The 18,811-nt window shown below is 33.5% G+C and carries 19 protein-coding genes; 3 read left to right on the top strand and 16 right to left on the bottom strand.

Features of this window, described 5'->3' with window-relative positions:
- Positions 1-35: 35 nt before the first annotated feature.
- The 8 genes from COO03_RS26305 to COO03_RS04680 form a co-directional block, all read right to left on the bottom strand.
- Positions 36-665, bottom strand: coding sequence for a hypothetical protein (locus tag COO03_RS26305; protein ID WP_142316234.1), 630 nt, complete (start codon positions 663-665; stop codon positions 36-38).
- Positions 662-1,294 carry a hypothetical protein gene (locus COO03_RS04705; protein ID WP_097895519.1) on the bottom strand — a complete coding sequence of 211 codons (633 nt, stop codon included), beginning with the start codon at positions 1,292-1,294 and terminating at the stop codon, positions 662-664. Before COO03_RS04705 ends, COO03_RS26305 begins: the two co-directional genes overlap by 4 nt.
- A gap of 235 nt (positions 1,295-1,529) precedes the next feature.
- Entirely contained in the window at positions 1,530-2,258 is a 729-nt protein-coding gene (locus COO03_RS04700) for a transposase (protein ID WP_097895518.1), read from the bottom strand.
- Positions 2,259-2,278: 20 nt separating this feature from the next.
- The gene (locus tag COO03_RS04695) at positions 2,279-5,572 is read right to left on the bottom strand and encodes a hypothetical protein (RefSeq protein ID WP_097895516.1); all 3,294 of its coding nucleotides are present in this window, start codon (positions 5,570-5,572) and stop codon (positions 2,279-2,281) included.
- Between the two features lie 80 nt (positions 5,573-5,652).
- Positions 5,653-5,880 (bottom strand): hypothetical protein, encoded by a 228-nt coding sequence (locus COO03_RS04690; protein ID WP_097895514.1) that lies wholly within the window; start codon positions 5,878-5,880, stop codon positions 5,653-5,655.
- Between the two features lie 18 nt (positions 5,881-5,898).
- On the bottom strand, positions 5,899-6,990 hold the full coding sequence (locus COO03_RS04685) for a DUF6094 domain-containing protein (RefSeq protein WP_097895512.1): 1,092 nt from the start codon (positions 6,988-6,990) through the stop codon (positions 5,899-5,901).
- Between the two features lie 99 nt (positions 6,991-7,089).
- The gene (locus COO03_RS27435) at positions 7,090-7,218 is read right to left on the bottom strand and encodes a hypothetical protein (RefSeq protein ID WP_257132026.1); all 129 of its coding nucleotides are present in this window, start codon (positions 7,216-7,218) and stop codon (positions 7,090-7,092) included.
- A gap of 14 nt (positions 7,219-7,232) precedes the next feature.
- Entirely contained in the window at positions 7,233-7,649 is a 417-nt protein-coding gene (locus COO03_RS04680) for a DUF6018 family natural product bioysynthesis protein (protein ID WP_097895510.1), read from the bottom strand.
- Between the two features lie 455 nt (positions 7,650-8,104).
- Between COO03_RS04680 and COO03_RS26850 the strand changes: the two genes are divergently transcribed.
- The gene (locus COO03_RS26850) at positions 8,105-8,269 is read left to right on the top strand and encodes a hypothetical protein (protein WP_179863002.1); all 165 of its coding nucleotides are present in this window, start codon (positions 8,105-8,107) and stop codon (positions 8,267-8,269) included.
- Between the two features lie 79 nt (positions 8,270-8,348).
- Here the strand turns inward: COO03_RS26850 and COO03_RS04675 are convergent, their stop codons facing one another.
- Positions 8,349-10,073 carry a helix-turn-helix domain-containing protein gene (locus COO03_RS04675; protein ID WP_097895694.1) on the bottom strand — a complete coding sequence of 575 codons (1,725 nt, stop codon included), beginning with the start codon at positions 10,071-10,073 and terminating at the stop codon, positions 8,349-8,351.
- A 1,260-nt stretch (positions 10,074-11,333) separates the two neighbouring features.
- Here COO03_RS04675 and COO03_RS04670 point away from each other — a divergent pair.
- Both COO03_RS04670 and COO03_RS04665 read left to right on the top strand, forming a co-directional pair.
- Positions 11,334-13,043 carry a hypothetical protein gene (locus COO03_RS04670; protein ID WP_097895507.1) on the top strand — a complete coding sequence of 570 codons (1,710 nt, stop codon included), beginning with the start codon at positions 11,334-11,336 and terminating at the stop codon, positions 13,041-13,043.
- Between the two features lie 1,125 nt (positions 13,044-14,168).
- Positions 14,169-15,128 (top strand): tyrosine-type recombinase/integrase, encoded by a 960-nt coding sequence (locus tag COO03_RS04665; RefSeq protein ID WP_097895505.1) that lies wholly within the window; start codon positions 14,169-14,171, stop codon positions 15,126-15,128.
- Positions 15,129-15,238: 110 nt separating this feature from the next.
- Here the strand turns inward: COO03_RS04665 and COO03_RS04660 are convergent, their stop codons facing one another.
- From COO03_RS04660 to COO03_RS04635, 7 genes are all read right to left on the bottom strand, one after another.
- Positions 15,239-15,529, bottom strand: a complete 291-nt coding sequence (locus tag COO03_RS04660) for a hypothetical protein (protein WP_097895503.1) — start codon at positions 15,527-15,529, stop codon at positions 15,239-15,241.
- A gap of 259 nt (positions 15,530-15,788) precedes the next feature.
- Complete coding sequence (locus tag COO03_RS26845) at positions 15,789-15,956, bottom strand: hypothetical protein (protein WP_179863001.1); 168 nt, start codon at positions 15,954-15,956, stop codon at positions 15,789-15,791.
- Positions 15,957-16,215: 259 nt separating this feature from the next.
- Positions 16,216-16,347: a hypothetical protein gene (locus COO03_RS27430; RefSeq protein ID WP_257132025.1), complete on the bottom strand. Its 132-nt coding sequence runs from the start codon at positions 16,345-16,347 to the stop codon at positions 16,216-16,218.
- Between the two features lie 175 nt (positions 16,348-16,522).
- Positions 16,523-16,762 carry a hypothetical protein gene (locus tag COO03_RS04655; protein ID WP_097895501.1) on the bottom strand — a complete coding sequence of 80 codons (240 nt, stop codon included), beginning with the start codon at positions 16,760-16,762 and terminating at the stop codon, positions 16,523-16,525.
- Positions 16,763-16,910: 148 nt separating this feature from the next.
- Positions 16,911-17,381, bottom strand: coding sequence for a hypothetical protein (locus COO03_RS27425; RefSeq protein WP_257132024.1), 471 nt, complete (start codon positions 17,379-17,381; stop codon positions 16,911-16,913).
- Positions 17,382-17,696: 315 nt separating this feature from the next.
- Positions 17,697-18,056, bottom strand: coding sequence for a hypothetical protein (locus tag COO03_RS04640; RefSeq protein ID WP_097895690.1), 360 nt, complete (start codon positions 18,054-18,056; stop codon positions 17,697-17,699).
- Between the two features lie 396 nt (positions 18,057-18,452).
- Complete coding sequence (locus COO03_RS04635) at positions 18,453-18,794, bottom strand: nucleotidyltransferase domain-containing protein (RefSeq protein WP_097895498.1); 342 nt, start codon at positions 18,792-18,794, stop codon at positions 18,453-18,455.
- Positions 18,795-18,811: the final 17 nt, after the last annotated feature.

The following is an 18,811-nucleotide window of genomic DNA, read 5'->3' as shown; positions in this document are numbered from 1 at the left end:
GTACTGAACTATTGTTCAGTACCTCCTTTGTTTCCTTACATATGTGCAAAAAGCCATGGCGCTAATACCGCCAAAACACATAATAGCCCTGAACCGGTTATGACTCTATTGGACCATCGATAATATTCGGGTTGTTTTGTACTCTCATGGATTTTACGTAATCGAAGTCCCGCAATAAGCATAAATGGTGTAAAAATAAGTGCTGTTGCTTTGAATGTGTCCAGGAAGTCCGTAAAAATATCCATAAAATGAAAAACATCCGTACTAAATAGAAAATATACACTTACTCGCATGATAAGCATGGTAACAAAAGAAAAGATCATACTCCCTGTTGCCCATTTCATCCACTGACCGTTTTTTGTAATGAGTGCCATGATCATCACAATAACACCTAACACAAATGAAATAGAGAAAAAATTAACTCCCACCTTAAACATTGGTGCATACATTCTCTCTAGTTTATGAATTAACGAGGAAGCAGCTGAATTGTCTGTATCAGATGCTTTCGATTTATTATTAATCCCTTCTTGAAAAGATGAGGAGACATCGTTACCTTTTAATTTATTAAAATCCACATTAGCAGATGCTGCTTGTAGAGGTATTAGCAATAATATAGTGAGTACTAATGTACAAAGGACTCCAATTATCCCTGCCTCTTTTTTCATAACAGTTCACCAGCCAGCTTTGGCTTTATACTTTTTAAAATCATTTCATCACCAACCGCCACATATACAAGTTCTGCAGCATAATAAATACTCGCTTTTGTATAGGCCCCCATAATAGCATTAGCGATTTCTTCTCTTTCTACTTTTTGATATTCTTCATTATGATTACAAAATTCGATTTCGATACGATTGATATTGTTGTTCAATACCGTTATATGCAATTCCTTAAGGCTCTCTAAGCGATTTCCTAGACCACACACAAGTTTGAACACTTTCGCTGCAATAGTCGGCGGCTTCACATATGTAGAATTAAAATGTATCGTTTCATCATTTAACACACCATCTTCATCCACTTTACACGTCATAATAATGGAATGATTTTGCTTTTCGATTGGCTGTTTACTTAATTGGCGTTCTATGACATACTGTGCGCTTATTGTTATGTTTTCAATATAGGAATCTAATTCGGTATTTGAAATTTTAACCTCTGAAAACTCCGGAAAAATCATATAAGCATGTTTATTCGTACTGCTCTTACTCACCCGTAATACTTTAACCTGTTTTTTTTCGTAGCGCACCGTTTGTTTTAATTTACCTATTACATCACTATGCATTTTATCAATTTGCATATAAAAAATACCTCCCAATTAAATGTTAATTAAGTTATTTTACTTTACATATATTTAAATATCGAAATAATCAATGTCTCATTATAGTTGAATCTGTAAATATGGTGAATCATTCCGTCCCAATAATTTATACAAAAATAACATTATTTTATTTTCATATAAATTATTGGGACGATACCTATTTATTTCTAATCTTTCAGAAAAAAAGCAACTAGGATTTGAATCTATTCGCCTCCTAGTTATCTATCGTTTCCTCAACAAATTTCCAATCTAAAAGTGTGTAAGAATATGGTTTATCCATGTGAATTTGCATACACAACATTCGGTTCTCTGGTAGAATCTCTCCTTGCGTATCTATCCAATAACGCTGTTGATCCCCCTGATTCAAAATGCGTGTATATTGTTTTTCTCTCCCAATAACTACCCCGTACCAGCTCATTCCTAAAGAGGGATTGATATTCTCTGGCATAAATGAAGTTTCGTCAGGATACTCTATACCTTCAGGTGTCTCACTTATTTCCCCTTGTGGTAACATATATGGTTCCATCATCATTTCTTCAGGGATATAATCAGGTACATCCATATCATCCGGAAATGGAATCGTATAGGTTTCTTCTGGAGCGAAAGCATGTTGAAATTCTTCAACATGCGTCTCATCTCCTAATGCGATTACTTTTTCATTTTCTTTATTTGTTTCAGAAGATACATTCGCTTGAATTTGAGCAGCGATGGAATTATATACATTTGCTACGTCTTTTTCTAGCTCGCTTTTTTCCAAAGTAATCGTTTCATATTCTCTCTCTCTCCCTATTGGTTCATTACGAATCGGACACCAATAAGGCTTTACCTCTTTCGGCTTTTTACTTTCTTCTTTCCTCTGTATTTCTTTTTGAACTTCGTGTCTCATTTCTTTTACTTTCCAACATATATATGCAATAACAAGAATACTCACTATTGTATACATTCCTCTTCCTCCTCTTTCCTTTAAGCAAATAAGTCAAATGCGTATTGCCCTTCTATTACCTTGTTTCTCTTCCTTCTACCCTTCTTCTCTGGAACTTTCGCCTCTATGATCACTTCATCCCAAAACACTATATCCTGCTTCTGCACTAGCGAGCGTCTAGCTGTGATAAGTTGAGTCAATGTACGAATTAGCTCTTTATGATCTCCGTCTATTTCAAGTACACGATTTACTACTTTTGCACCTGATACTTTATCTGTCTGAATCAATTGAACCGCTCTCTGTGTAAAACTCGCCTCTTTCATGAAGGCAACATCTAGGGATGCTGGTAATTGGTTCACCCATCTTGAGAATTGTACTTCTAATGATTCAAATACCGGTGTCACAACTTTACCAATATTCGCAAGTAGTTCTTTTGTTTTTTCAGAAGCAGCGCTTGCCCATTCTTCTGTTGATCCTTTTAATTGTTTACCGCTCTTAATATTTTGTATTAATAAGGTTTGTAAGTCCCCTGTGTCACCCAACATCGCATTTAGACCATCACTCGTTGCATCACCATTCATAGCTTCTGCCGCTTTATTCTTTTCAGCTATCAGCCCCGCAATTTGTTGTTGGAACGTATTGCGATATGCTAAATAGAAGGTTCTACATTGATGTGTCTGTCCAATGCGCCAATGCCTTCTTGCAGCCTGATTTAATGTAAAGAGACTAAATGAAAACTGATAGAATACAAGAGTTGGAGTTGACAACAGATCCAAACCTACTTTTACTAATTCTTGGGAGCAAATAATTACATTCACCCCGTTTTTTACTTGTTCCTTTAACCATTCACTACGTTTAGGTGGGGCAACGGTATCTGTACGTAAAATCTCTACTTTCGCTCCTGGCACTTGTTCCGCTACCCTCTTAAGACGTGGTTGAATGTCTCTCTCTTTAACAGATGTTCCTGTGTCTGATACATAAATAATCGTTGGACGGCCTTCAGAGATTTCAGTACGTAATATATCCTGCAATTTTTTCTCTTTAGGCTGTATACAATCCTCAGTGAATTTATATCCTTTACTTGACCAAACAAGCTTTGTTTTTGCATCATCTATATAATAATCTGGATAGTGATTCATATTATCCGGATAAGAATTCCCTGTACGTATATAAGAAAGCCACAGTTTCCCCAAATCAGGTGTACCCTTCGCTTCCTCAATTGCTTTTTCATAGGATTTTTTCATATGTTCATAGGCTTCTTGCTGTTCCTCTGACATATCAACCAAAATGGTGGGTACATTAACAAGTTCAACTGGACTTGGCCATACATCTTTTAAGCGGACATTAATTGTTGTGTCCATTAAAAATTTTGTAAACACATATGGTGAAATACCTGGAACAACCTTACTCTTATCTAGTGTACCTTGTGCACCACATGAGGCTACATTAGATGAAACTTCCCCATCATGATAATAAGTTCTTTCAATATTTCCGTAGGTTTCATTCCATTCCATTAATGAATTATAACGAAATCCTGCCTCTACCATTTTGTGCGGGAATACACGCCATAATGTATAAAATACATCGCTAGCTCGCCCACCAAAGAGAGTCCCCGTACCACCTACAAACTTTTTACAAACCTTCACAAGACTACCTAAAGCATTCCCTTGAGCGGTTTCACTTTTTAATTCGTGCACCTCATCTGCGATCAAGGCATCAAAAAAGTTCTTCATTTTTCTACGAATATATTCAACAGCTGCTACTTTACGGTAAGCACGTCCTGTTTCCTTAGCAGAATATGGTTTCACACGATTAGCAGTCTCCAATTGCTTTTGAAGTGGTTTATTTCCTTCTCGAATTGCTTGTACTAATTGCTTCTCATAACTTGTCCACTCTTTAAAGCTCGCATATTTCGTTTTCACTTTCGGACTCCATAGGTATGAATTGCAATGAGTACATACACTATTTTTATTTGTTTTTGAATCTACATCACTTTGTGTGAAATCCTTATAAGAACACACTTCTTCTTTTTCTCCGTTTGCCTTATATACCATAAGTGAAGAATTCTTCTTCTTAAGCGGAGAACCACAATCTACACAATAAAACCCTTTCTTATAATATTTCTGTACCTCTTTTTCTTCTTTTTTAGAAAGAGAGATTTCTTTATAAGGAAGAGGCATATGCTTGATAGAATCGCCACGCATCGTCGTAAAACTAATGACAAAGAATGTTGGTTTCTGTGGTTTTGGTCTTCCCGCTTGGATCCATGCCTGGTGAATTCGGATTAAATCTTCTGTATGTTTAATTAGGTGTATCTCTGCATCTGGAATTAAGTGTCGTATTTCCTCTTTTGCCCACTTCTCTGTGAGGGTTGGTGGGACAAAGACGCAGGTACGATACCCTTTCTTTCCTTTTAAATGAAAGTAACCATCTACCGCAGCCGTCATCATCGCACTTTTGCCCGTGCTCATCTCGCCTTGTATAATAATTCCTTTTTGTACTTGTAATGCTTTTGCTGCACCAGTAGCAACATGCGCTTGTACAGGGAATAAAGGTCTTTGATAAGTATCAAAATGTGATAATGCTTCATCTTTCATTGGTTGATGAAGTGGCTCATCCATTTTCGTTACTTTATCAAGCATGACAGGAGAATATTCAAGTAGATATTCATTTAAATCCTGAATTTCTTGTACCTTTTCACCTATTCCTTCTTTTGGAAATTTGCATTTCCCCGTTTTAATCACTTCAGATAAAAACTCTTTACAATCCTCTACCTTTAGAGTCACTTGAGCAATTTCTAAAGAAGAAAATTCATTCTGATCAAAGTACACTTCTAATGGCTGTAACAGCTTTCTTGTTAGCATTTCCTCATATATTGGCTCTGCCCATTCCTCTAGGATTGGTAAACCATATGGTGCTGCCATAAGAAAGTCTCTTACTTGCATTGCGGGTGATTCATCGATTGCCACAATGAACTTGTTCTCTAATTCTTTTGTATATGCAATAATGGCTTTCTTTTGATTCATTGTTCTTGTACCAATGAACTCAAAGGCACCAGCTGCACTTACATTTGTTTTTCTAGTTAGGATATAATTAAGTTCTTCCTTTTTCCCTTCTCCAAAATACAAACGTTTTGTTCCCATTGAGATTGCCGCACGAAATGATTTTAATGAACTATCATTTCCACCAAACACCGCAAACTGTATTTGGTGATTACGGTTTACTGCTAAAGCAAAGCAAAAAGCCGTATGCGATGCAGTTGCAGTGTCTAGTTGCAACATCGCTGGTGTTTGCTCTTGGTCAAATGTTTCTTGTTGTATCATGTCTTTTATCATATTATTAGCCCCCTAAGAAAATAAAAAAACGTATCAAATTTGATACGATCTTTTTTCCTACTGTTTAAATGTTATTTTTATTAGAAATTGATATACTGCTTCCATTCCGGAAGAGCATATTGAGCTTCTTGTATTATCCCTTCTATTTCTTGAAATGGTGAGAACATTCCAATTAAATTGTATGTCGATAAAGCATCTATTCTCACCAATAATACACACACTATAGTCATGGCAATTACCATTCGAAGCATACGACTGCTATACTCCCAAATGATAAATAAAGTTCCTGCTCCAAATAAGTAATACATACCGGCTATCTTCCTTTCCTAGACAAGTTCTTTTACTTCACCAGATGGTGTTGCGATAATAAATTTCGCACGACGTTTTTGACGAACAACTTCTTTTGTTTGCTTTTTTAACTGCTCGAATGATGACTCATAGTACACATTTTCAGAACCACGAACAGCATGAAGGGTATCTCCTTCACCGAGCAAACCATCCGCCACACCAGTTACAAGTAATAAACCTAATTGTCCAGAAGCAATCGGCATTTTTGCTTTTTCAGCAGCCGTTTTTTCACCAGCAAGTGAATATCCACTCCCCTTATTAAAACGCTTTTTCAGTACTGCAATTCCTTCTGACTTGCCAATACCTTCATAAGCGCTTTTATAATCTACTCTCGATGTAAATATAAGCTTGGTATCGTTACATACAGCTGGGATTTCCCACGATTTACGATTTACCATTTGTCCTAATGTAATTACTTTCTTTTTTACAAATTCAAGGTCCCTCATATTCTCACAAAAATTGGCGAATTGGTCGTTAAAATACGTGTCATTTGTAGAAGTAGCACGTTTTCGTCCAATAAAAACACATTGTTTAAACAAGTCAAACTCTCCGTTTTTATCACCAAATCGTAACAAACCGATTTCCTCATAGTTCTTAGCTAAAAAGTAGCTAATATCGTCCCTTGCAAAGCGGTCATATGGAATGACATACACCATTATTCCTCCTTCTTGTAGATACAAGTGTGCACGTTTTAGGAAGTTAAACTCCATAAGCTCTGTTTTTGTATTACCGACGCGCAGCTCTTTATTATAAGGGGGATTTAAAAAGATAAATGGAAAGTAATCATGACTTATCATCATGTGCTCAAATCCCGCACGTACGACTACATCCAATTGTTCTTTTGCTTTTTCATAACGATTTGCCTCTAATTCGACTCCAAATGTTTGAAACTGCATGCCCTTTTGCTTTATCTCATTCGCAAAATAGCTTAGAATCTCACCTTCACCGCAGCATGGATCAAAGCAAGCATAAGCCTGCTCCGATTCCATTTGTAATAACTGCAGTAAATGTTTTCCCTCTGTTAGTGGCGTTGGATAAAATCCAGCCGCAATATCATTTCCTATACGCATAATACATCTCCTCCAAGTTTCTTTTTGAAATAAAAAAAGGAAGTTCCAAGTTTATAATCACTTAGTTCTTCCTTTTACCCTCTATAAACAACAATTTCATCAAAACGGTAATTGTTCATCTTCCAGCACTTCATCAACGCCAGCAAATATATCATCTGACTCACCTGATTTCTCTGTGTTTTCCTGCTCATTTGGATCTCTTTGGTCCAATACATTTTCGCATAACATATACTTAATCCCCCTTACTTTGATTGTTCTGTTTCGTATTCTTGGTAATCAAAGAAATAATCTTTCAGCTTACGCATCATTTTACGAAATTTTGGCTCGGCTACAATTTTTGTTCCATGATAGAAACTTTGTTGACCGATAAAACGCCAAAGAACTATATATCCTTCTTTTGCAGCTTGCAGACCCTCTACGTATAATGCGATCTCATGTGCTGCCTCTTTTTTATCAGTTGTATGAGGTTTAAAATATTGAAATTTACCATCTGGCAGTATAATTTCAGCTTCTAAACAGCCACGCATTTGATTAATACGTTCTCTTGCTTGAGATGTCATTTGAGATATTTGTAACTCATTTTGATTATGCATCTTCATGCGTGTTTCATGTTCCTCTACTGTTGGTACTAATCGTAAATGTGTACAATCTTTTTTCATTATTATTTTCTCCTCTACTGTATGATTTTGCTATTAAATGATCCATAGCCCTGCCTACAAACTTGAAGACAACACAAAAAGGGCTTCTTCAAGTCGATTAAAAATGTGTACAGCAAAATAAGCTATATACATTAAATCGGCTCAAAGAAGCCCTTTCAAATTGAAACAAAATAAAAACATGTTTCTACTACTCAACCACTACACAAGGTGTGGGAATAAACGGAATCAAATAAACTAACAATATACCTATATATTATACAATTTAGGTTTTTGTATCAAGTTATTTTTATAAAGTACACATATGTATGCAAAATTGACAATGGTGCGCCTTTTGTAGATTTTATATATCCTAGCAAAAAATTTCAAAAAAACTTCGCTCTACCTCTTAGAATATAGTGAATTTATGATTATAATACCCGCTGTAATAAACTTTAAAATGAAAGGGGCTCATTTCAATGATGAATATCATTAAAAAGGCTAAAAAAGAAATTTTATTTGTAGGAGGACTGTTCGTATTGTTTTGTCTGGCACTTTGCTATAATGAGAAAACTGCTGTATCCAGTGCAGCAATGTGCTTTTTTAGTATTTTAGCAAAAGATAAATTCTCTAAGACAGCATAAATACTACAATATAAAAAGAGCCATTTAAATGTGGCTCTTTTTATATGACACTTGTTTTTCGTGCCACAGGTTTACGATATTATAATAGATTAACTACCTCTTGTCTCTTAATCCATTTGTCTAATTTATTTCGAGTTTCATCACTTAATCTTTTTCGTTTTCCAGTTAATAGCTTTGATAAATTAGATGGTGAAATCTCTATCTCTTTCGCAATATCTCTTAAGCTGGCTTTATTTTCATCTTTATATTCCATAATCCTCTGCTGATACCAACTAATTTCCTTATTTTCTTGCTGCTGATTTAATTGAAGAGGTCGAATTTCTTCTACCACCGTACCAATTCCCTCTAATATCTGTTCTTTTACTGGTGTTTCTATTATTTTATTTTTAGGAGCTATCTTTTTCTTTTGTAATAGCTCCTGTTGTAAAGTAACTAACTCATCAGTAGGTGTTATAGTTACTTTAAGATTTAACCAATAGTTCTCAAGCCAGTTACGGCCAACACATTTATCTTCGTCAATCGGTGTTTGATACTTCCATTCCTTTATCACTTCATCACGCATTAAATCATCTAATGTTTTCTCAAATATATTTCTTATCCGTGCAGGGTTGCGATTCATGCTCACTCCCATAACACTTAATAAGCCTTTTGGACCACCAATTGAATAAGGGTGTATCAAATGTTGATAAGCTTGTTGAATCCGCCATCTCCAACTTAAGTACCTTGTTAATCTTTTGTGATAGCGTTGTTGTTTACTATTGTACTCAAGCGCCTTTTTTGATAACAAACCTGTCAATTTTTCTGATCCAAATAAGTACTTCGATAAAAATGTTCCAGGTGCTACATTCATACTTTCAATACCTAACATTTCATCAGTATGAATATCCTTAGCAAATACAATTTCATCCATTACAAATAATCTACGTACACGTTGTTTTTTATAAGCAAGCGACTCACTTGGGTTCTCATCATCGTTTAATATAACTATTTCATTGTCTTCGTTTACATATATAAAAATACTTGCTAGTGCAGCTAAACGCTCCATAATTTTCAAACGGTCTTCTTTTCTATAATACGATTTACCATTTCTTACTTGCTTCATATTGCACATTTCTAATATTTCCTCGTAGCCTATATGTACTGGGCTATTTACTGTATTTGCTGACTTCACCCATATCTCTGTTACAATATCCAAACAATCGGCAGTTAAATCATCCATTACTCTATCTACAAAAGTGGAATCAACTAATGTATTCCACCGATTTAATTCCTCTGCCCCTCTTAATTTCAAATCCCCATCATTAAAACGTGATGATACTACCACAAGACTGTTGTTCTTATCTGGTAGTTCAGCAATATGTGCATTTAATTCCTTGTCCTCTGTAAAATTATTTTTTGCAATTGTGTCCGTTAAATGATACATAAAGCCAGCGCTACTATGTTCGATATAATTTTGCTGCTGTTCTTTATTTTTTTCATCTTGTTCAGATGTTACTAATACGATTTCAAATTCCTCTAAAATAGTATCAGCAAGTAAATCAAAAACCTCATTTCGATATTCCTCTATCTGAGCCACAATTTCCATAATACTAACACCTTGGGATTCCTTATAGGATATCCAATTTGCAAGCTTTTTGAAAGCCATGGATGTATACATTGGATCGTCAACATAATTCAAATCACTATTTATAAGTGTACAAAGTCCTCGCCATTTATGTAAAATACGTGTATTATTCTCTACGTATTGAAGTAGTGGGAATGCGACTAAAAGCGTGTTTTGAAATAGTTGTTTTAACTGATTCATAACTTTTCTCCTATCCATATAATTTAAAAATCTTTCACTATGTGCATGCTCAAAAATTTCTTGTATTGTACATTCCTTGTTATAAATCGAAGGAAGTTCCTTCTCCCTATAACGAGATATATACTCCAATGTCACTAATTCCACATGTATTTGAGTTTTTCTCTCTTCAAAGATATCCAAAAGACTCCTCATTCTGTTTACCACCGTTGCATCAGAGCTATCAACAAATTCACATAAATATAGTAAATCAAGAATTAACATATTAGCTGTATTTTGATAATCCACATCAGTATGCACCCTTCCATGTGCAGGCGTATTTCTTAACTCAATAAACTTATACTTAAAATACTCATATCCCTTAAAATCCCCATCTTTTTCTACTATTTTATCAACCTTTTTGTCTAATGAATCACGTTCTAATTGAGACCATGATATTTCTAACTCAATACAATAATCATATATTATCCCTTCAATTTGAAGCGGTATAATTTGACAAAAAAATTCCATTCGTCCCTTATTATATAGTTCTATTGCTGGTCTAAGCATTATCCTCTTATTTAGAAGATGATTAGTATCTATGAGGGATAAAATTTTATTTTCAATAAGATTTTCCTTTATGTATGTATTTAAATCATACTTTGCTAACTTTTGAGTTTCAAATCAAATAGTTTATTTCTGCACAATGTGGAAACATTTTTCCCAAGTTGCGCGCATAACACAAAAAAGAGGAAACACTTTTTTAGAGTTCATATGCCATCACAGAAACACTTTTTAATACCTATCACACAAAAGTGGAAACATTTTTCCCAAGTCGCGCGCACATAACATTAGAATCACCTCCAACAAACCCTTATGTATCAATATTTACGCTAAACACAAAAGGAGGAAACACATAAATAAAATAAGTTTTTTTCCCAAGTCGCGCGCGTATAAAAGTGCAAAAGTGGAAACATTTTTCCCAAGTCGCGCGCGCAACTACAAATTGATTAGAAAGAAACACTGTTATATCAAGGGTTTTGAGTGTTTCCGTTTTTGCTCCGATTGAAAAAGAGGAAACAATCTTTCACAAAAATTGCATATGAAATTTTTTCATATTTTTTTTAAAGTCTTACAGCTCTAAGGTTTATCAAGTGTTTCCTCTTTTTTCTCCTGCTCTTAAAGGGCCCATCTTTACAAAATTCGATTTGCTATAATCAAAATTGGAATATTTTATAGTCTTTTGGCATATATTTCTGAATTTGCAGAACGGAGGTGAAAAAGATGGGGAAATCATTTATTATTCAAAATCAGCGTAGCTTAAATGGAGCAACGACAAACGCGGTTTTAGTAACACTAAAATCTTGGCAAAAGTTTGTAGAAACATTTGAAGAGAAATACTACAGCTATAAAGATACATATTTAGAAGACATTCTGCAGCACATGACATATGAAGAACGTATTGCGGATGTAGACGGCTTTGTCAAACAAGCAAAACCATCTTTTTCACGTCGTGCAGTTTCTGCCATTGCAGAAAAAACAGGAAGAAAGCATAAATTATATGGAATTACGAATGCTGATCTTGAAGTGTTCTTATATCTACATAAAAAATGTTACACAAATGGAGTTATTCCAAATGTAACTGTACATATGATGTGGGAAGATTACAAGCAATACAAAGAAGAATTTGCATACATACAGCATTCTCAGTTCTATATTGCTTTGAAAAAGTTAAGCTTACATAACATTATCTCTATCAAAAATGGATTAGATGGCCGCTATACAATTAAGCTGACTCATTTTATGAATGAGGAAACAGAAAAAGCCAACCCTTATGTTTATATTAGTCCTGTTGTATTTACAAAGGCTTTCTTTAAGCTATCTGTTGCAGCAAAGAAGCTATTCTTAGACATTGCTATGCAACAACATACGGAGACAACTTTAAAGCGTTCTTTGGACAAGCAGGATGAAAGAGGAAACAAAACGCACTTTGGCGGGATGTATCGTTTCTTACATAAAAAATATCCGCACCAAATACGGGCGGTTATCGAAGAATTAACAACTGAATTGCCATGTACGGGAAATCCCCTATTTAAAATTTGTAAAATGCAAAAAGGCGTAAAGAATACTAAACGATATACAACATTATATCTATCTATCCATTCTGACTTCTTATGTACAAAGGAATCTGGAGAAGAACAACATAGGGATCCATTTACACCAAAAGCAACATATGCTCGTAAAGCGAAATTTATAGAAACCGTACTACAAGAAATGAATATCGGTGAACTGTCTTCAGATATGAATAAATTCATTCATGTTTTAAAACATACTTGTCATCGTCAAATTCGCAGTGTTATTCGTGGTCTTCGTGACATGGTTGACCGAAAAGAAGGATACCCAAAGAAAATTGTGTACACATTAAAAAAATTATTACATCAAACATCACAATATCAAATTCTTGATACAGCAGCGAAGGAGGGTATCTACCCTCTTATTGCGCAGCACATACCAAAAGAGCAAAACAGCAAACGAGAACAAGCTGTCTTTGACTTTGGTTTACATTACTCTATGTATTCACTGCGTAACATTAAGAAGATGTTTAGAAACGTTCAAGAGCTGCTGAAGCAAAAATTCGCTGTACCTGTTACTGAAGAATCTTATCACCGAAATTATCTAAAGTACCAGGAAGAAACGTTATTTAGAAAATACGCATATGAACAAGGAATCAATCTACACGCTTATGTCGCTTTAGAAATAGAAATGCGTGAGCTTTTAAAAGCACGTGGCCATAAAGAACGTACTATCCCTAGCGATGTCCGTGAATGGTTTATCGAAAGAATAGATAGACTTCCACAAGAAAAACTTCGTGTAATCGAGCTGCCAATGCAGTTTAATTTACTAGAATTTATGCGTGCATTTGAACGTCTAGCTCGTGCTGGTATGAAGGTAACGACTGCAGATCAAGTACTAGCAGCAATAGAAGTGAATTAGCGACATCCAGCTCTTTATTTTTGAAAAAATCAAAAGTAGAGGGCTATTCGTGTTTGTTCTATACAGATTTTCTTTCTACTCCTCCATTAATAAGCAGCTAATATGTATGACTCTATTAAAAATAGGGTCTTTTTTTATGCACCTTTATGCAAGTACTGCTACTTGTTTTCTCATATTTCCACAATTGCATCGATAAAATTCAATGCCATCAGAGAAAACAATGGTAATATACCTACAAAAAATCAGAAGTAAAATCTAAATTTTAGTGGATATGAGGATAGGTATATACGAATGTGAATAATATTTGCTTATAAACCCTTACTATTACTTACTTCTTTATAATAATCTAATAAAAATCATCAATAATATTGTGAGTTATGTGTAAGAACTGAATGATGTTAATAAAATCATTAGGTATCTGGATCAATTGTGAATAGTTTGTGGAAAAATAAGCCTATAATTCGTGTGTAAAGGAATTTATCGTTCATTTTAGTGGATGAATAAATATAATGCAGTTTGTATCAAATTCTTTCATATTTCATGTAGAAGTATATATTTTTGTTTCTGCTTTTTTGTAGTTTAAATGGGGCACTTTTTATTGTTTTTTCGTATACAATTTATTCTATTTATGATTTTTTACGATTCTATATTTACTCTATCCTTGATAGAGTAAGGTTTAATATAACTCAAGATTACCTATATAAGTTTTATCTTTATTTCTTTTAATATATATAAGATTTATATTTATATTAGATTTTAAAAAAACATTTATTTTATCAACAATTCCCAATATTTGTAGATGACAGTTAAAAATCTCTTACTATAAAGTTACAATAATTGTTATAAACCAAATATTTACCAACTCACTAACAAAAGGGCAAACTTACGTATCTATTTTAGGACGCAGGTTTGTCCTTTTGTATGTACTTATCATGCACCCCCTTTGGGATTTTCGTCTTAATTTTAGTCATTTGGTATTTCAAATAACGTACATTTCAAAAGTTCAAAGGGTTGTTTTTCCGTTTGAATTTTTGAAATGCCAGCAACCGTGCGTAGCAAAGGGCGGTAGCATGTTTTATTTGTATTTTTTGTTATAATAATGTTCATAGAAAATAGGTGATTATTATGACAAAACTAAATGAATTCCAAGAAACATTAGAAGCTTTCTCCACATTTTTAATGGTAAAAGGTCGAAAACCATCAACTATTCAGCGGTATGTGTATGATATCCAAGATTTTGGACGATGGTTACAGGATAATAAAAAGTTTTCTGCAATTAATACATGGGAGAATCTATCCTTAAAAGATTATCAAGCGTTCTTTTGGGAATTGGAGCATAACCGTAAATACTCTCCCAAAACTCAGCATCGCATTTGGGTTGTCTTAAAAAAATTCCATAAATTTTTAAACATTGAAAGCCCTTTGGAAGATATGGAATTTACATTGAATCCAGATCGTTCATTAAAAGATGATGATTTCATTTCTTCTGCTGAGGAACAAAGATTAAAAAATATATTAACTTCCCTAAAAGATTTAACAGAGAAACAGGCCCTTATACGCCCTCTATTGATGGACAGGAACGTTTGTATAGTAAATTTACTACTAGACTATGGATTATCGTTACAAGAGCTTGTAGCCCTGAATATGAGCCATATACAGTTCGGTAATAATACAATGCTTGTTCCAGGGGAAGAAGGTGGTAATAGAGTTATTATTTTGTCCGATGATGATAAGAAGCAGCTATATAAATATTATAAAAATATTCCGGAACCTGTTCGTCCTCGACATCATAGTGATGATCCACTATTTGTTGCATTTGATTTCAATCGTGGTACGTTTAGATGGGTATACGAAAATGATGCACCGAAAGCTTTAACGGAAGTCGCAGTACAGAAAATGATTCGACTTGAAGTTGCTCGTGCAGGTTTACGGAAGGGAATTTCTGCCCAACAATTACGTAATACCTTTATAATGTGTTTAATCAAACAGGGGTTATCAGAAGAAGAAATTGTACGGAGAGTGGGATTTAAAACGAAATTATCTTTAAAACGATATTACCAATATGTAGAGTGCAAAAACGCCTAATGCATACTTAACTACACATTAGGCGTTTTTTACATAAAATAGCATCAATTGTTGCTTTATAAATTTCAAAGAAACAATTGATGCTATTTTATTATTGTATACTCTTATATTTATTTCAGGTGGAAAAATTCCGGTAACATTATCACTGTAAGGCCACCAACTATATAAAATGCTATACTTACAAACAAAAATGCCTTTGTGTATTTTAAGAAAAATAAAATACCTCCCACAATATTCAAAGAACATAACAAAAAAGGTAATCCGATATACCATTTTGAAAAGACCGACAATAAGCCCTTTACCAATTCCTCCTTTGCAGAAGTTTGAGAAACCTCCATTGAAGCTATAATTCCACTAGCGAAACAAAAAATAATTATAATCCAGTATAAATTTTTCTTCATATCTATCACCTTGTATTTAGAAATTCATAAATATGTGTTAGCGTCTTTTAGCTAAACTTCAGATATATTATCCCAATACTTTTTGACTAATAAAAAAGGTTCAGAGACTTGCTCCCATTCACCATCTGAATAGAATTCTTCTTTATAAAAACATACGATTTCATTATAAAGTTCATCATAAAAATAACCTACTATCTTTTTGCCTTCATTTAGTTTTTCGTATTCAATGACGGGATAAAATACTCCCTCAACAATATATCTATATATGGTCTGCGTCTACTGGATAACTCATATCTTCAGATGGATCATGTGTCATAAGATATGATTCACCATCGATAGCTTCTACATAGTGACATTTTGTTTTGCTAGTTGGTACTTCTCCTATAGTTTCTTCTTTACTTTCTCTTTTAAATAGATTTGAAAACATTAATTTTCCCTCCATGTTCTTTTTTAATAAAATTCAAATTTGATACCAAATAACACTTTTGTTACAAATTATTATTTAGAAGTATTTCTCCCAAATCTCTGCAAGTTCCACTGCAAAATAAGATAAAACAGGAATCATTAAAAAAACAATAATAGCAACAGGCAAATTATTCATTACTTCTTCTAATGTATACATTTCAAAACCTCCTATTTTAGACAAAATTCAAATTTGAAACCAATTAACGCTTTTATAAAAAACCTCACTTAAGCCACAGTACCAAAAATTCAACTAAATCATTAAAAAAATACTGTAAAGTAAAATATAAAATCAAAAATAAACTAGGAAGAAAAACAACAAACCAACTATCAATAAGTCTTTTATCTTCTTTCATAATCTCACCGCCTAATTTTCTACAAATTCAAATTGTATAGCAATCTATCAAATAATGCCCTTGTGTTTTTTTTATTCATTAATAAGCCCTCCTTATTTCTCAAATAACACATTTGTTATAATTCACAGGAATAAAGTCCGGGAGTTTTAAAAGCGGCTGGACTTTCATTTAATTTTTAATAAGACATAACTACAAAATTATTACCGTCAATTTGAATACGTCCAATATTTGCTTCTTTTGGTGCAAGCTCTGGTTTAAAGTTACTTTCTATAATAAAATGAGTTTTTGTACCCTTCCCAGGTCTTCCAACAATAAAAGAATTACTTCGAGTATCTTTTAAATTATGAAGATTCGAGCAAAAAACAAATGGATTACCAACCTTAGTGTTTGCTAACGTTTGTCGAGTATTTTTCATTTTCAATCTCTCCTTTTCTATTCAAATAATGCTTTAGTAGAAAATGAACATCTTATATATCAAATTACTAAAACAACGCTTTTGTTCAGATACCTTAGACGTTTTACAAACCCAAGTTTCAGAGTCATCAGCATCATTTTGTCTAGTTTTACTTACTCTCCACCGATTTTAACCGTTCTTGCATATCCAAAATACCTGCATGTACTTTCTTAATTTCTTGTTTTAACTCTTCTGGAACCTTTTCTACATGCTCTAACATCGTATTCGCCCAACTCATCCTCTTATATGCATCCTCCATATAAGCTAAAGCTTGAAATACAAAATCATCCTCTTTGCCAATTGCTTTTAAATTTTCAAGGTTTGAACGAGAAAAATGCTCTATTGAATCTCCATGATAAATCCAATTTGTAGTTGTATCACCTAATAATGCAAGCTGTTTAACAATATCAAACGGTGGAAGACCCAATCCACGTATCCAAGAGTCCACTGTACCTTTTGGAACACGATTCCCATTTTTATTTATGAGCAAATTCCCCAGATCCGCTAAGCTTAATGGTCGATTTTGATTATCTTTAATTTGTCTGATTCGTTTACCAACTTCATTTCTATCTACTTTCATTACATTCCCTCGTTTCTGTACAAAATTCAAAGTGTATAATAACACTCAAATTTTAAAATCAAAGAAAAAATATAACACCCCTAAAACAGCAAAAATTAAAGAAAATAAAAAAGACGATAACACTTTTCAATTTCCCCTTTATGACCATCGGAATACCTAAAAGTAATATAAATAATACAATTATTGAAAAAGCTATTTTAGCATTATTTGTAATAGAAAGATTTGAAAATAAATCCATAAAACTCCCTCCTTATATCTAAATTAGGGCTTATATCCCCCAATAATAGCTACTTTACAATTGACTTTGATTTATTGTTAAGTTGTTGCTAACAGTGCGCTTTTTAAAATCGCTAAAGGTATTTCGGGGAATATGTAGTAAAATATAGAATCGACGATTAAAAACAAGACAATAAATGAACAAATCTTTTTTCCTAAGAAATCAAATCGATAAATTAAGAATCCTATTATTAATCCAATTATTCCAAGGGAAAGAGACATTATAAATAATTCTTCTAATGCATGAGTTAACTGTGCTTCTCCAACTTGTTCAACAACTGTTTTTATATCATTGATTAGTGCTTCGTTTCTTTTTAAGTACTGACGTACTAGTTTAAGACTGATTATCATAGGAACTAAAATACATATTCTTTTAAGAAAGTATTGTAGTTGCTCCATATTCCCCCTACCTATTCGGGGTTCCTTGTCCTTTTTAAATAATCTAATGTTTTTTAACACTCTCTTCATTATTTCTCTATCTCCTTTAGCATATTTCTTGAAACAAGAAATTAAAAATCACATTAAAATTACGAAAAAAGGACAAACCTACGGCATGGTTAGCACGATAGGTTTGTCCTTTTCGTTAAGAGAAATCTATAGATTTTTTTGCGTCTGAACTCTATAAATAATTATATATGAATATTATATTCTTGTAAAGGTTTCTCTATTCAGCTGCTTCATCATTTTTGCAAAGAGATGAACTGTTTCTTGGGTAACTGGTTCCTCTGTTTCTAACGTTCTATATTTGCAGAATCTAAATCAGTTTTTGCAATAAATTGCCATTCCTTTAGATCCTCAAAATTTTTCATACAAAACCTTCCCCTCTTCAGCAATTTTATGTTCCATAGTTACTTTACGAGCAGAACGTTCTTCGAATTCTTCTGGACCATACACTAAAATATCAACGGGTGTTTCCAATATGTCATAAATACCCCAATTGATTTGATTGATAACCTCTCTTTTTCTCTTTCCTACGCCATTAACAACTACACAAAGGTCAAAATCACTATCCTCAGTAGGTGTACCGTAGGCATGTGAACCAAAAAGAATGATCTTTTGAACAGAAGAAACAGTTTCTCGAATTTTACTTACTAAAAGGCTTAACTCTCTTTGCACCTCTTCGTTAATGCGAATCACCCCCTGAATAAGATAAT

This window comes from Bacillus sp. AFS098217 (assembly GCF_002551815.1).
Taxonomy (GTDB): Bacteria; Bacillota; Bacilli; order Bacillales; family Bacillaceae_G; genus Bacillus_A.
This window is presented reverse-complemented; position numbering and strand designations above follow the sequence as displayed.

Excerpts from the sequence above, each read along its gene's own strand:
- COO03_RS27425 (WP_257132024.1), bottom strand. The coding sequence starts at position 17,381 with ATGAAAGTAGATAGAAATGAAGTTGGTAAACGAATCAGACAAATTAAA.
- COO03_RS27430 (WP_257132025.1), bottom strand. The coding sequence starts at position 16,347 with ATGAAAGAAGATAAAAGACTTATTGATAGTTGGTTTGTTGTTTTTCTT.
- COO03_RS04670 (WP_097895507.1), top strand. The coding sequence starts at position 11,334 with ATGGGGAAATCATTTATTATTCAAAATCAGCGTAGCTTAAATGGAGCA.
- COO03_RS04685 (WP_097895512.1), bottom strand. The coding sequence starts at position 6,990 with ATGCGTATAGGAAATGATATTGCGGCTGGATTTTATCCAACGCCACTA.
- COO03_RS04700 (WP_097895518.1), bottom strand. The coding sequence starts at position 2,258 with ATGTATACAATAGTGAGTATTCTTGTTATTGCATATATATGTTGGAAA.
- COO03_RS27435 (WP_257132026.1), bottom strand. The coding sequence starts at position 7,218 with ATGTTATGCGAAAATGTATTGGACCAAAGAGATCCAAATGAGCAGGAA.
- COO03_RS26845 (WP_179863001.1), bottom strand. The coding sequence starts at position 15,956 with ATGTTTTCAAATCTATTTAAAAGAGAAAGTAAAGAAGAAACTATAGGA.
- COO03_RS04640 (WP_097895690.1), bottom strand. The coding sequence starts at position 18,056 with ATGGAGCAACTACAATACTTTCTTAAAAGAATATGTATTTTAGTTCCT.
- COO03_RS04705 (WP_097895519.1), bottom strand. The coding sequence starts at position 1,294 with ATGCAAATTGATAAAATGCATAGTGATGTAATAGGTAAATTAAAACAA.
- COO03_RS04675 (WP_097895694.1), bottom strand. The coding sequence starts at position 10,073 with ATGAATCAGTTAAAACAACTATTTCAAAACACGCTTTTAGTCGCATTC.
- COO03_RS04680 (WP_097895510.1), bottom strand. The coding sequence starts at position 7,649 with ATGAAAAAAGATTGTACACATTTACGATTAGTACCAACAGTAGAGGAA.
- COO03_RS26850 (WP_179863002.1), top strand. The coding sequence starts at position 8,105 with ATGATGAATATCATTAAAAAGGCTAAAAAAGAAATTTTATTTGTAGGA.
- COO03_RS04695 (WP_097895516.1), bottom strand. The coding sequence starts at position 5,572 with ATGATAAAAGACATGATACAACAAGAAACATTTGACCAAGAGCAAACA.
- COO03_RS26305 (WP_142316234.1), bottom strand. The coding sequence starts at position 665 with ATGAAAAAAGAGGCAGGGATAATTGGAGTCCTTTGTACATTAGTACTC.
- COO03_RS04655 (WP_097895501.1), bottom strand. The coding sequence starts at position 16,762 with ATGAAAAATACTCGACAAACGTTAGCAAACACTAAGGTTGGTAATCCA.
- COO03_RS04690 (WP_097895514.1), bottom strand. The coding sequence starts at position 5,880 with ATGTATTACTTATTTGGAGCAGGAACTTTATTTATCATTTGGGAGTAT.
- COO03_RS04660 (WP_097895503.1), bottom strand. The coding sequence starts at position 15,529 with ATGAAGAAAAATTTATACTGGATTATAATTATTTTTTGTTTCGCTAGT.
- COO03_RS04665 (WP_097895505.1), top strand. The coding sequence starts at position 14,169 with ATGACAAAACTAAATGAATTCCAAGAAACATTAGAAGCTTTCTCCACA.